The sequence below is a fragment of the Corynebacterium glutamicum ATCC 13032 genome (assembly GCF_000011325.1).
In the GTDB taxonomy this organism is placed as follows: Bacteria; Actinomycetota; Actinomycetes; order Mycobacteriales; family Mycobacteriaceae; genus Corynebacterium; species Corynebacterium glutamicum.
The window spans coordinates 1,580,742-1,593,351 of sequence record NC_003450.3; the positions used below are offsets into that span (position 1 = coordinate 1,580,742).

The 12,610-nt window shown below is 53.5% G+C and carries 11 protein-coding genes; 3 read left to right on the plus strand and 8 right to left on the minus strand.

The window, feature by feature from the left end:
* Positions 1-65: 65 nt before the first annotated feature.
* Both CGL_RS07510 and CGL_RS07515 read left to right on the plus strand, forming a co-directional pair.
* Positions 66-902: a RecB family exonuclease gene (locus CGL_RS07510; protein ID WP_003856159.1), complete on the plus strand. Its 837-nt coding sequence runs from the start codon at positions 66-68 to the stop codon at positions 900-902.
* Between the two features lie 213 nt (positions 903-1,115).
* On the plus strand, positions 1,116-1,376 hold the full coding sequence (locus tag CGL_RS07515; protein ID WP_011265754.1) for a HigA family addiction module antitoxin: 261 nt from the start codon (positions 1,116-1,118) through the stop codon (positions 1,374-1,376).
* Positions 1,377-1,528: 152 nt separating this feature from the next.
* On the opposite strand, the gene CGL_RS07520 is transcribed toward CGL_RS07515, so the two are convergent.
* The 6 genes from CGL_RS07520 to metH form a co-directional block, all read right to left on the minus strand.
* Positions 1,529-2,740 (minus strand): MFS transporter, encoded by a 1,212-nt coding sequence (locus CGL_RS07520; RefSeq protein WP_011014408.1) that lies wholly within the window; start codon positions 2,738-2,740, stop codon positions 1,529-1,531.
* A gap of 428 nt (positions 2,741-3,168) precedes the next feature.
* Entirely contained in the window at positions 3,169-4,749 is a 1,581-nt protein-coding gene (gene aspA / locus CGL_RS07525; RefSeq protein ID WP_011014409.1) for an aspartate ammonia-lyase, read from the minus strand.
* 109 nt (positions 4,750-4,858) lie between these two features.
* Complete coding sequence (hisG, locus tag CGL_RS07530; RefSeq protein WP_003856149.1) at positions 4,859-5,704, minus strand: ATP phosphoribosyltransferase; 846 nt, start codon at positions 5,702-5,704, stop codon at positions 4,859-4,861.
* 16 nt (positions 5,705-5,720) lie between these two features.
* Positions 5,721-5,993 carry a phosphoribosyl-ATP diphosphatase gene (locus CGL_RS07535; RefSeq protein WP_011897259.1) on the minus strand — a complete coding sequence of 91 codons (273 nt, stop codon included), beginning with the start codon at positions 5,991-5,993 and terminating at the stop codon, positions 5,721-5,723.
* 74 nt (positions 5,994-6,067) lie between these two features.
* On the minus strand, positions 6,068-6,763 hold the full coding sequence (locus CGL_RS07540; RefSeq protein ID WP_011014410.1) for an HAD family hydrolase: 696 nt from the start codon (positions 6,761-6,763) through the stop codon (positions 6,068-6,070).
* A 65-nt stretch (positions 6,764-6,828) separates the two neighbouring features.
* Positions 6,829-10,494 carry a methionine synthase gene (gene metH, locus CGL_RS07545; protein ID WP_011014411.1) on the minus strand — a complete coding sequence of 1,222 codons (3,666 nt, stop codon included), beginning with the start codon at positions 10,492-10,494 and terminating at the stop codon, positions 6,829-6,831.
* 107 nt (positions 10,495-10,601) lie between these two features.
* Between metH and CGL_RS07550 the strand changes: the two genes are divergently transcribed.
* On the plus strand, positions 10,602-11,174 hold the full coding sequence (locus CGL_RS07550) for a hypothetical protein (RefSeq protein WP_011014412.1): 573 nt from the start codon (positions 10,602-10,604) through the stop codon (positions 11,172-11,174).
* A gap of 22 nt (positions 11,175-11,196) precedes the next feature.
* Here the strand turns inward: CGL_RS07550 and CGL_RS07555 are convergent, their stop codons facing one another.
* Both CGL_RS07555 and CGL_RS07560 read right to left on the minus strand, forming a co-directional pair.
* Positions 11,197-12,225 (minus strand): ArsO family NAD(P)H-dependent flavin-containing monooxygenase, encoded by a 1,029-nt coding sequence (locus tag CGL_RS07555; protein WP_011014413.1) that lies wholly within the window; start codon positions 12,223-12,225, stop codon positions 11,197-11,199.
* Positions 12,222-12,581 carry an ArsR/SmtB family transcription factor gene (locus tag CGL_RS07560; protein ID WP_011265756.1) on the minus strand — a complete coding sequence of 120 codons (360 nt, stop codon included), beginning with the start codon at positions 12,579-12,581 and terminating at the stop codon, positions 12,222-12,224. Before CGL_RS07560 ends, CGL_RS07555 begins: the two co-directional genes overlap by 4 nt.
* Positions 12,582-12,610: the final 29 nt, after the last annotated feature.

Here is a 12,610-nt window from a genome sequence, read left to right on the forward strand (position 1 = left end):
CGGGCCCCCGAATCCACAATGCGAATCCACAATGTCACCTGAAGCCGTTAAAGTAGGTGATCATTATGACCAGCCCAGTTGAAAACGTTAAGAAAAAGCCACGCCCATTGGCGCTGTCACCGTCGCGCGCCGGGGATTACCAGCAGTGTCCCCTGTTGTATCGCTTCCGCGCGATTGATCGCCTGCCAGAGCCTAAGACCGTCGCCCAGGTCAAAGGCACGTTGGTGCACGCTGTGTTGGAATATATGCACAAGTTGCCGCGTGAAGAACGCGAATATCCAGCCATGGTGAAGCAACTCAAGCCCACCTGGGCGCAGATGTGTGAAGAAGACGCAGAGCTCAAAGAGCTTGTTCCAGAAGATGAGCTTTATGATTTCCTCGTGGATTCCCGCACCCTGCTGCGTGGCTACTTTGAAATGGAAAATCCTCAAGGTTTCGACGCCACCGAATGCGAAATGTACGTGGACACTGTGCTGCCCAACGGCGTTCCTGTTCGTGGTTTTATCGACCGTGTGGATACCGCCCCCACCGGCCAAGTCCGAGTTATCGACTACAAGACTGGCAAGAAACCAAAGCCGCAGTGGAGCCAGCAAGCGCAGTTCCAGATGCTGTTCTATGCACTGGTCTACTGGCGCATGTTCAATGAAATCCCAGCTCAGCTTCGTTTAATGTACCTCAAAGTCAACGATTCAATGTTCCTCAACCCATCACGGGAGCAGCTGGAATTCTTCGAACGCGATCTGGGTGATCTGTGGGCAAAGATTGAAATGGACGGCAAAGCAGGCCATTTTCGAACGAAGACCTCCAAGCTGTGTGGCTGGTGCCCACACCAATCACTGTGTCCGGAGTATGGTGGGGTTCCACCCGAGTACCCCGGTTGGCCTGGCAGTACAGCAGACTAGCCTAGTCGTGAGTCAGTCTAAAGTTTGATATTTTGATGGTTAACAAAACGACTAGGGAAAATGCAGGTTAGGGACGCTTTACCTGCGTTGCGCGGGATTCAAACATGGATATCATTTTTAACAAGAACCTTTTTCAAACATTCTTTTTATAAGTTTTTTCCATATTGGTTGATCCCCCACCATCGGGATCCCTGATCCACGAAAGGAGTGTTCGTGGTAGCTCCGCAGTCCCGGAAACCGCAGCACCCTGGTGAGATTTTGAGTGAACGTTTCCTCGAACCCCGAGGAATCAGCCACTACGATCTCGCCAAAACCCTCCACATCACCGAAGCAACCATCGCCAATTTCGTTGAAGGTCGCACCGACCTCACCATCGGACTTGCAGTACGCCTCTCCCGCTCATTCGATTTGAGCACACAGGAATGGATCGCACTGCAGCGCACCTTTGATCAGGCTCATCGTCGATCTGCTTAAAAGTTTTTAGCTTCATCGAAACACCCGCACTTGCCGGCTATAACGCCAGGAAGTGCGGGTGTTTTGCTCTTGATGAATTTCATAAAACGACAAAGCACCTCCATCCTCCGAGTTCGCCTTGGGGATGCAGGTGCTCAATAAAATGCTCTAACTTAGTGGCTAGCTTTCCTACCCAAAGCAACCAGGTAGAGCACGCCCGCCACAACAATCACTGCGGCCAAAGCTGCGTACATGACGTTGTATCCGGTCGCTGCAACCAATCCACCCAGCAGGATTGGGCCTAAGCCAATGCCGATGTCGGTGAACAGGAAAAGCGTAGAAATACCGGAACCAACCTGAGTGCTTGGAACTGAATCGACAGCAATGGCTTGTGCGGCCGGCATGATGGTGCCATAGCCCAAACCGGTGAGTGCGCCAGCGAGAACAATGTGCCAGTCTTCAGTCGCCAAAGCCATAAGCCCCAGCGCGAGGGCGAAGCTGATCAAACCGAAGTAAATAACCGGGTTGTCACCATGTTTGTCCTGAATGCGTCCAAGGAAGAAACGCATGACCAGCATCGCAACCGCATAAGCGATAAAGAAAAGACCCGCTCCGGCGGTGAGGCCAGTGTCTTGCGCGAAGCCGTTGAGGAAGGTGATCACGCCTGCGTAAGCCAGTCCGACAGCGAGCATGAAGAATCCAATGAGCATGACCGATGGGTGCACAACAGTCTTGATAGACCAGACTGGCTTTACTCTGCCGTGTTCCGCATTCTTAATGAACTCCGGCTTGCGGATCAAAACGGTGAGGATCAGGCCGAAAACACTGGTCGCAGTGGTAATCCAGAACAGGGTGTTGTAGTTGAAGTCATCGATAACAAACAGCGCAATTGCTGGGCCGAAAGCTGTAGCCAGTGTGGATCCGAGCGCGAAGTAGCCGGTGCCCTCTGCCCTACGGCTTGCAGGAATCACGGACTGCACAAGTGCCATCACAGCGGTGGAAGCAAGAGAATAAGAAAAACCGTGAACAAAACGCACAGCAACCAGCGCTGGTAGTGAGGCAGCTGGAATATAGAATAGTGATGCTACCGTTCCCAAGCCGACAAAGATGAGCAGGATCTGCTTCTTACCAAAACGGTCGGCCGCCCATCCCGCGAACACACGAGCCACGGTTGCGCCGATAACAAAGGAGCTGGCCGCAAATCCGCCAGCGGCCTCTGAAACGGCGAAGCTTTCCATCGCATACAGCGCCATGACTGTGATCAGGAAGTAGAAGCTCAAGTACTGGGTCAAGTTGACGAGCCAGCCCAAAATAAACACTGGAGTGAACAGTGCCGTTGGTTGCGATGGGTGTGGTTTTATGTCCGTTCTTGCGGTGACCGCCACGCAGTCCTCCTATGTTGTTGATTGGCCAAATTGCAAAAATTCAATAGATACTTTAAGTATTATCCTATTGCATTGTACAAAAGTGCAGGTTAAAAGGCCATTCAATGTCTTTAGAAACCTAATCGCATCCAAAATAGATTCATGTCACAAAACGCTTTTTGCTTTTCGACGGCTGCGCCCGACCAAAACAACCTCAACGTGTTGCCCCACCCCCTTCGCACCGTCCCATATGACCGAAAATCGATTGACTGGGAAGCTTCGGCCATATAGTCTGCTCCGCGTGTAGTCGCGTAAAAAATCTCGCCGACTCATCCAGCGATATCAATCTCTTAAACAGGCGCCTGCTGAATTCACCCACGAAAAAACCTGGGCAACCAGGTGAGATGAACTCTCAACCTAATTGCCCAGGTATCAGACGAGATCTTGGATTAGTTCTCCAAGTAGAGCCTTCCGCGGAACATTGGGTGCATGAGGTTCTCCTTGGACAGGACTGCCTCGAGCGTCTTTTCATCCATGAGCTTCTTTTCCAGGATGAGTTCACGCACTGGTCGACCAGTTTCGGCTGCTTCCTTACCGATCTGATCTCCAATGTCGTGGCCCAGGAATGGGTTCAGGTAAGTGATAATCCCGATGGAGTTATCAACGTAAGCACGGCAAACATCAGCGTTGGCGGTGATTCCTACGACGCACTTCTCACGCAAAGTCTTGGCTGCATTGCCCAGGATGCGCAGTGACTGGAAGAGGGATTCGCCAATGACTGGCTCCATGACGTTGAGCTGCAACTGGCCAGCTTCCGCAGCCATGGTGACGGTGAGATCGTTACCGAAGACCTTGAAGCAGACCTGGTTGACCACTTCTGGGATCACTGGGTTGACCTTGGCTGGCATGATGGAGGAACCAGCCTGGCGTGGTGGCAGGTTGATTTCGTTCAAGCCAGCACGAGGACCAGAAGACAGCAGACGTAGATCGTTACAGATCTTGGACAGTTTCATGGCTGCACGCTTGATTGCGGAGTGCGCATGAACATATGCACCGGTGTCAGAGGTAGCCTCGATGAGATCACGTGCGGACTTTAGTTCCAGTCCGGTGACCTCAGACAGAGCAGCGACAACCTGGTGGCGGTAGCCTGCTGGAGTGTTCACACCAGTACCGATTGCGGTTGCACCAAGATTGACCTCGAGGAGACGGTTGGCAGCTTCACGCAGCACGGTCTGCTCTTCTGCGAGGTTGTGCGCGAATGCTCGGAACTCTTCGCCCAAGCTCATGGGAACAGCATCCTGCAACTGGGTGCGGCCCATCTTGATGATGTCGACAAACTCATTGCCCTTGTGGCGGAACGCAACCTGAAGCTCATCAATTTCAGCGATGAGGGTCTGCAGTCCAGCGTAAATGCCCAGGCGGAAACCAGTTGGGTAGGAATCGTTGGTGGACTGGGACATGTTCACATCATCCATGGGGTGCAGGATGTGGTACTCGCCCTTTTCATGGCCTAAGAACTCAAGTGCAAGGTTGGCAACAACCTCGTTGGTGTTCATGTTCAGTGAGGTACCTGCGCCACCCTGGAACACATCGATGGGGAACTGATCCATACAGCGTTCCTCAATGAGGATCTGATCACAAGCCCAGACAATTGCTTCTGCTTTTTGTGCTGGAAGTGTGTGCAGTCGGCGGTTTGCTAAAGCTGCGGCCTTTTTCACCTGGACCATGCCGCGAATGAAATCTGGGACGTGGTTGATGGTGGTTCGTGAGATTTGGAAGTTGTCCACCGCACGAAGGGTGTGCACCCCGTAATATGCGTGGGATGGGATCTGAAGTTCACCAAGCAGATCCGATTCGATTCGGAACTTTTTCTGAACCGTGGTTTTTGGTTCGACGACACGTTCCGAAACTGCAGCGCTGTCTGAAGACTGCGACTCATTCGTGGCGATTTGGTTCTCGCCGTTCACAATGTCTTCGGCTTTTGCGTCATTCTTTGAGTCTGCTGAAGACTTGTTGCTCGTCTTAGACATGTACTGCCTCTCACAAGTTGAAGGAAATCACAATGGTGCTGTGGATTATCCTACGTACTTGTAAGAGGCAGTGTGGAACTACCCACTACATTTTCGGGGGTAGTTAAAACTAGATGCGGGCGATGCGGATTTCAGAAGCCAGGATGGCTTCAGCGCCGAGTCCAGCAAGCTTATCCATGATGGCGTTAGCTGACCTGCGTGGCACCATGGCGCGTACAGCAACCCAGTTGTCGCGTGCCAGTGGGGATACCGTTGGGCCGGATAAGCCTGGGGTTACTGCAGTGGCAGCGTCCAGGTTGTCGCGGTCGACGTTGTAATCCAGCATGAGGAAGTTCTGCGCGTGCAAAATTCCCTGGATGCGGCGAAGCAGGATCTGCTGCTCTGGGGTGACCTTTTCATCCTTGCGGCCAACAATGACAGCCTCAGAGGTGCACAGAACCTCGCCGAAAGGTGCAAGACCTTGCTGACGCAGCGTGCGGCCGGTGGATACAACATCGGCGATGGCATCTGCGACACCAAGCTTGATGGATACCTCTACTGCACCGTCGAGGCGGAGCACCTCAGCGGAAAGCCCACGTGCTGCGAGGTCATCGCGAACAAGGTTGGGGTAAGAGGTAGCGATGCGCTTGCCGTCGAGCTTTTCGATGCTCCACTCTTCATCAGCTGGTGCTGCGTAACGGAAAGTGGAGGAACCGAAGCCGAGGGAAAGAACTTCGTGGACATCAGCCTGGGAATCGCGAGCAAGGTCGCGGCCGGTGATACCCAAATCGAGCTGGCCACCAGCAACGTAGATGGCGATATCTTTAGGGCGAAGGAAGAAGAATTCAACGTTGTTTGCTTCATCAAAAACGTTGAGGGATTTGGAATCTCCACGGCCTGCGTAGCCTGCTTCGGCGAGGATTTCCATGGCGCGCTCGGACAGCGAGCCTTTGTTTGGGACAGCGATTTTCAACATGATTGCTTTAAAACTCCTACAGGTTCTTGTAGATATCTTCTGGCTTCAGGCCGCGAGCAACCATGATGACCTGGGTCCAATAAATGAGCTGGGAGATTTCTCCGGCTAGCTCTTCATCGGTCTCATACTCGGCTGCAATCCAGACCTCTCCGGCTTCTTCGATGACCTTCTTACCTAGATGATGGATGCCTTTATCCAAGGCGGCCACGGTTCCAGACCCTTCAGGGCGGGTCTGAGCACGGTTAAGAAGTTCTTCGTACAGCGAGTCAAATGTCTTCACTCGGTACATTCTTCCACACAACAGTTATCAATGTGTGTTTGGGGGAGGATATTAGTCGAATAATTTCACTCCCCCACCTGGTTTTATTTTGCGACACCTGCCGGCTCGATCTGGTGGTACCAGGCAGTGACCATCTCAGCGGTGACACCTTCGAAAGAGTTTTTACCGTGGAGGGAACGCAAAGGCACTACACCTTCTGGCGCTTGGACTTCTTCTGGGTGCAGACCAATGACGCGGCAACCTGCAGTAACAGCGCCCAGCATGCCGTTGTAGGAATCTTCGAACACGAGGCACTCTGATGGGTCAAAGCCCACACGTCGTGCTGCTTCGAGGTACATGTCGGGGGCTGGCTTTGCTGTTGGGACTTCATCACCAGCGATAGAACCGATGAAGAACTCATTTCCCACGGCTGCGACTGAACGGGTCGCGAGATCGCGCTCTGTGTTGGTGGTGACCAACATGGGGATCTCGAGGGCCTTCAACTCTGTCAGGAGTTCGGTGACGCCTGGATTTGGGACGAGGGATTCGTCGAAAAGCTCATGGACCCGGGCGAACATGCCAGCCCGGTAGCGCTCGTAGTCCGCGTCGCTCAATGTAATGCCTGCGTGCTCTGCGCATAAGCGCATGGTGCGCGGCAGGCTCGAGCCGACGGTGAGTTCCCGGAGCTCCGGGGTGAGGCGGCGGCCCATGGCTTCGCTGAGCTCGTAGGTAGCAATGCCCCACTGTGGCTCAGAGTCCACCATCGTGCCGTCCATGTCCCAGAAAATCGCCTTAATCATGCCGTCAACCTTAGTTAAAGTGGCACGATCTGCAATGTGCGGGAAAGTTTTCCCTCTCAAAGGTGTTAGACGTTAAAGTACTTTGCCTCTGGGTGGTAGAGCACAAACGCGTCTGTGGACTGCTCTGGGTGCAGCTGGAGTTCCTCGGACAACTCCACGCCGATACGGCCTGGCTCGAGCAATTCCACCAGCTTTGCGCGGTCTTCCAGATCAGGGCAAGAACCGTAACCAAAGGAGAAGCGGGCGCCGCGGTAATCCAGGTCGAAGAACTTGGTCTTGTCTTCTGGATCAAAATCAGCGACAGATCCACCGTCGTTCAGCTTGAGTTCGCTGCGCACTCGGGAGTGCCAGTACTCGGCCAATGCTTCGGTGAGCTGCACGCCGATGCCGTGAACTTCCAAGTACTCGCGGTATTCATTGGCTGCGAACAACTCGTTGGCGAAATCAGCAATAGGATTACCCATGGTGACCAGCTGGAATGGCATGACGTCCACTTGGCCGTCCTTGACAGCTTGCTCGCGTGGGCGAATGAAATCCGCGATGCACAAGAACCTGCCGCGCTGCTGGCGTGGGAAGCTAAAGCGCATGCGTTCGGCTGCGTGTGGATCCGGGGATTCCAAGATCACCACGTCATCGCCTTCCGCGACCGCTGGGAAGTAGCCATACACCAAGGCCACGTGGTCCAAAATGCCCTCAGACTTCAGGCGATCCAGCCAGTAGCGCAGGCGTGGTCGGCCTTCAGTTTCCACCAAATCCTCATAGCTTGGACCCTCGTTGCCGCGGGTGGATTTCAGACCCCACTGCCCCATGAACAAGGCGCGCTCATCAAGGTTGCCCAAGAACTCCGCCAAGGGCAGACCCTTGACAATGCGGGTTCCCCAGAACGGTGGTGCCGCGGTTGGAGTATCGGTGGAGACATCAGAACGCTCCGGAACAATCACGGGAGCCGCATTAGCTTTACGCTCCGCGGCAATCTTGCGGGAACGCTCATTACGAGCCTTACGTTCCGCCTTCTTCTTCGCCTGCTCAATAGCTTCTGGTGAGTTGGGATCAAGTCCTTCACCACGCTTTTCTGCCATCACCTCATCCATCAGGCGCAGGCCCTCGAAAGCATCACGGGCGTAGTACACCTCACCGGTGTACACCTCGTTGAGATCGTTTTCCACGTAGGTACGCGTCAGCGCAGCGCCACCCAAAATGACTGGGTAATTGGATGCGCCGGCGTTGTTCATCTCCTCAAGGTTTTCCTTCATCACCACGGTGGACTTCACAAGAAGTCCCGACATGCCGATGACGTCTGCTTTGTGTTCTTCCGCTGCTTCCAACATGGCGGACAGTGGCTGCTTGATGCCCAAGTTCACCACGTCGTAACCGTTGTTGGACAAAATGATGTCCACCAAGTTCTTGCCGATATCGTGCACGTCACCCTTGACGGTGGCCACGACGATTTTGCCCTTGCCCTCTGCCTGCGCAGATCCGGTAGCTTCTGCTTCCTCTTCCATGAACGGTTCCAAATAGGCCACCGCAGTTTTCATGGTTTCTGCCGATTGCAGCACGAATGGCAGCTGCATCTGTCCGGAACCAAACAGCTCACCCACGGTCTTCATGCCGTTGAGAAGGTCCTCGTTGATGATCGCAATAGGAGACTTCTCCTTCATGCCTGCTTCCAGATCATCCTCAAGGCCATTCTTATCGCCGTCGATGATGCGCTGTGCCAAACGCTCAAACAAAGGCATAGCGGCCAGCTGTTCAGCGCGAGCATCCTTGGCATCGGCAGCAGAAACGCCCTCAAACAGCTGCATGAATTCCTGCAGCGGATCGTAATCCTCGGTGCGGCGATCATAGACCATATCCAACGCCACTTCGCGCTGGCGATCATCAATGCGGTTCATCGGCAAAATCTTGGAGCTGTGCGCAATCGCAGAGTCCAGACCAGCCTCAATGCACTCATTGAGGAACACAGAGTTAAGAACCTGGCGTGCAGCAGGGTTCAGGCCGAAGGAAATATTGGACAGACCCAGGGTGGTGTGGATTTCTGGGTAGAGCTTCTTCAGCTCGCGGATGGCTTCGATGGTTTCAATGCCATCTCGCCTGGTTTCTTCCTGGCCAGTAGAGATCGGGAAGGTCAGGCAGTCCACAACGATGTCTTTGATATCCAGGCCGTAGCTGCCGGTGATATCGTCAATCAGTCGTTTAGCAATGCGCACCTTGTGCTCAGCGGTACGTGCCTGGCCTTCCTCATCAATGGTCAGCGCAACCACGGCCGCACCGTGCTGCTTTACCAGTTTCATGATGCGCTGGTAGCGGGACTCAGGGCCATCGCCGTCTTCAAAGTTGACGGAGTTAACGATGCTTCGTCCACCCAAGTGCTCAAGGCCTGTGCGAATAACCTCTGGCTCGGTGGAGTCAATCATGATTGGCAAAGTGGAGCTGGTAGCAAGAAGTGCTGCCAAGGTCGCCATATCGGCGGTGCCGTCTCGTCCCACGTAATCCACACAAAGATCCAGCATGTGTGCACCATCGCGGGTTTGCTGCTTGGCAATATCCACACACTTTTCCCAATCGCCAGACAGCATTGCCTCACGGAATGCCTTGGAACCGTTGGAGTTGGTGCGCTCACCGATCATGGAAATGCCGGTTTCCTGGGACAATGGCACCGAGGTGTACAGCGACGCGACGGAGTCCTCTTTCTCCACCTCGCGGGAGGCCTGCTCAACAGGGCCTGCAGGGATCTTGGTCAGTGTGGAGGTTTCCTGCTCTGGAACACCAACCACCGCATCGCGGACCGCACGGATGTGCTCAGGTGTGGTGCCACAACAACCACCCACCATGGACAGGCCATATTCGGAGACGAATCCAGCCAGCGCCTGCGCCAAATCCTCAGCCTCAAGTGGGTATTCTGCACCGTTTTTACCCAGGACAGGAAGACCTGCGTTAGGCATCACCGACACAGGAATATCGGCGTGCTTGGACAGGTAACGCAGGTGCTCGCTCATCTCATCTGGGCCGGTGGCGCAGTTCAGACCAATCATGTCGATACCCAGTGGCTGCAGCGCTGTCAACGCGGCACCGATCTCAGAACCCATGAGCATGGTGCCGGTGGTCTCTACGGTGACGTGGCAAATAATGGGCAAGAATGTATCAAGTTCAGCCATGGCATCTTGAACGCCGTGAACCGCAGCCTTGACCTGAAGCAAGTCCTGAGCAGTCTCAATCAAAAAGGCATCGCCACCACCGTCGATGATGCCAAGCGCTGCTTCCTTGTAGTGCCCACGCAAATCTGCATACGGTGCATGGCCCAGCGATGGAAGCTTCGTTCCAGGTCCCAGGGAACCAACCACGAAACGCCGCATGCCGTTTCGGCCCGGCCCCATCTCATCAGCCACTTCCCTAGCCACTGCAGTGCCCTTGTAGGCAAGCTCACGGCAACGATCAGCGATGTCATAATCCGCCAAGTTCGGCAGGTTGCAACCAAAAGTATTGGTCTCAACCAAGTCAGCTCCCGCCTCAAAGTAGGCGCGGTGAATCTGCCTCAACACATCAGGGCGGGTGTCGTTGAGAATCTCATTACACCCCTCCAGATCAAGGAAATCCTTTTCCACGTCCAGGTCAAAGCCTTGGAGCTGGGTGCCCATGGCGCCGTCGCCGATCAACACATGGTTTGCCAACGCATCCAAAAATTCGGAGGAATGTGCGTTGTTGTGGGCTGGTGAAGTAACTGAAGTAGACATTGTGTAGACAGCTTAGTACGGATTAGACAATTCCCGAACTTTTCATTCGTAGTTCATTTTCAACGCCGCCTAAGCAACACAGGCAAAGCGCCACTAGTCTCGGTCGCATGACTGACTCCACTCCGCAAGGCTCAACACCAGGCATGTCCCCTGAAGCTATCCTCAACGGCACCGGAAAGCCGTGGGAAGAGTGGCTAAAATTGCTTGACGACGTAAAAGCCACCTCTTGGACTCACACCCACATCGCAAAGCACATCGTGGACAACTTTGATGTCAGTGGCTGGTGGGCTCAAGGCATCGCGATTGGTTATGAATACGAACGTGGCATGCGCAAACCCGGGATGACCAGCGATGGGTTCGCGGCCAATGCCTCCAAAACCCTTAACCTGCCGGTCGAAAAAGTGTGGAAGCTCTTCGGAGACGATGACCTGCGGGCGCAGTGGCTCGATCCCGCACTAATTGAGAAAACCTCCGCCTCCGAACCTAGAACATTCAATGCCAAATGGTTGGCCGATGATTCTCGAGTGAGCGTCAACTTCACCTCCAAAGGCGACAATAAATCCAGCTTCGGCATCCAGCACAGACGCCTGCCTGATCAAGACAGCATCCCTGTCATGAAAGCATTCTGGAAAGAACGCATCGCTGCATTAGTTGAGGTGTCAAAACAATTTTCGCTTTAACATTAAGTTCTTAGCCTTCAAACTATTTAACGACTTTGCCGACTGACGCGGCAATCTCTTTGGCTGCTCGCTTGGCATAAAGCCCGACCCCTGTGATAGTCGCAGACCCAGGTCCCGTCCAATCTCCGTAGCCTACTAAATAAAGACCAGGAACCTTTGGTTGTCCGTGTTTGAGAAGTTGACGAACTGGCCTAATCGCCGGCCGAAACCCTGTGCACCAAATTAGGTGATCAGCACGTATCTCGTCGAGTGACCCAAACATCGGAGTGGCAAATAGCTTTCCGGAGTCTCGAGCCCTGCGCACCTCCGGAAGCATGACAATGTCGCCGAGCTCGGAATCTGGCCCTGGGTCACGTTCACCTCGTTGAATAGCAAGAGCTCTCAAACGGTTACGCCTAAACAATTCCCTACCATCAACGTCATCTGGCATCCACCGTGGTTTATCGCGGGTGAACCATGTCACCTCACTCACTTCACTCAGCTCTGCTGCAATTTGAGCTCCGGAATTTGCACCTCCAACGATTGCAATGCGTTGACCTACGAAGGGGTGAACGCCCGGATAATTTGAAGAGTGCCAATGAGTTCCAGAGAATTTTCCCGGAAAAGTTGGGACAAATGGCGCCGACCAAGTACCGGTAGCGGCAACCACGTTTTTAGCTATCCAGGATCGAGTTCCAGATTGTAAATGAAAGGCACCATTTACAAAATCAACCTTATCTACAGAAACTGATCGACTAACTGGAATTTCATAACGCCGTTCATATTCTGTCAGGTAATCTACGACATGAGACGATGTTGGAAACCCGTCAAATTTGGGCATCGGCCAACCTGGAAGATTAGAAAAATCTGAAGTCGAAAACAAATGCAGCGAAGGCCACACATGCAGCCATGCACCTCCGGAGGCAGGTTGGTCATCCAAAATCAGAGTCTGCACTCCTGCGCGCATGAGATAATAAGCGGTAGCCAGGCCAGCTTGGCCTCCACCAATTATTACAGCTTCGTAATGGTCATGATCGTTTCCGGCGCCTTCAGTTTGCAAACGACTCATCATAATTCCATTGAGCCGATCTGCAATACCGTTCGCAATTCCGCAAATAATTCCGGCCGTACTCGATGCAACACCACACGACCTTCAGGCACTCGATCCAAAAATCCTGCTTCAGTCATCTTTTTAAGATGATGTGAGATTGTTGGTTGGCTAAGACCCATTAAGTCCGTGAGTTCATTAACACTTACAGGCCCGCACCCTCCCGCAGCCAGCTGAGACAGAATCCGTAGACGGACTGGGTCGCCCAACACCTTAAACAGATCGGCATAGTGTTCAGATTCATCACTGGACAGGGGTCCCGTAGCAAGGGTGCAACACTCGGTTGGATTGGCTAATTGAATTGTGTGGAGAGTGGTCATAAATCCACTATATATTGACGAATGTCGAT

What these genes read in the sequence shown, in the direction of transcription:
- CGL_RS07560 (WP_011265756.1), bottom strand. Translation starts at nt 12,581, where the DNA reads ATGACCACTCTCCACACAATTCAATTAGCCAATCCAACCGAGTGTTGC.
- CGL_RS07540 (WP_011014410.1), bottom strand. Translation starts at nt 6,763, where the DNA reads ATGATTAAGGCGATTTTCTGGGACATGGACGGCACGATGGTGGACTCT.
- CGL_RS07555 (WP_011014413.1), bottom strand. Translation starts at nt 12,225, where the DNA reads ATGATGAGTCGTTTGCAAACTGAAGGCGCCGGAAACGATCATGACCAT.
- hisG (WP_003856149.1), bottom strand. Translation starts at nt 5,704, where the DNA reads ATGTTGAAAATCGCTGTCCCAAACAAAGGCTCGCTGTCCGAGCGCGCC.
- CGL_RS07550 (WP_011014412.1), top strand. Translation starts at nt 10,602, where the DNA reads ATGACTGACTCCACTCCGCAAGGCTCAACACCAGGCATGTCCCCTGAA.
- CGL_RS07535 (WP_011897259.1), bottom strand. Translation starts at nt 5,993, where the DNA reads ATGTACCGAGTGAAGACATTTGACTCGCTGTACGAAGAACTTCTTAAC.
- aspA (WP_011014409.1), bottom strand. Translation starts at nt 4,749, where the DNA reads ATGTCTAAGACGAGCAACAAGTCTTCAGCAGACTCAAAGAATGACGCA.
- metH (WP_011014411.1), bottom strand. Translation starts at nt 10,494, where the DNA reads ATGTCTACTTCAGTTACTTCACCAGCCCACAACAACGCACATTCCTCC.
- CGL_RS07510 (WP_003856159.1), top strand. Translation starts at nt 66, where the DNA reads ATGACCAGCCCAGTTGAAAACGTTAAGAAAAAGCCACGCCCATTGGCG.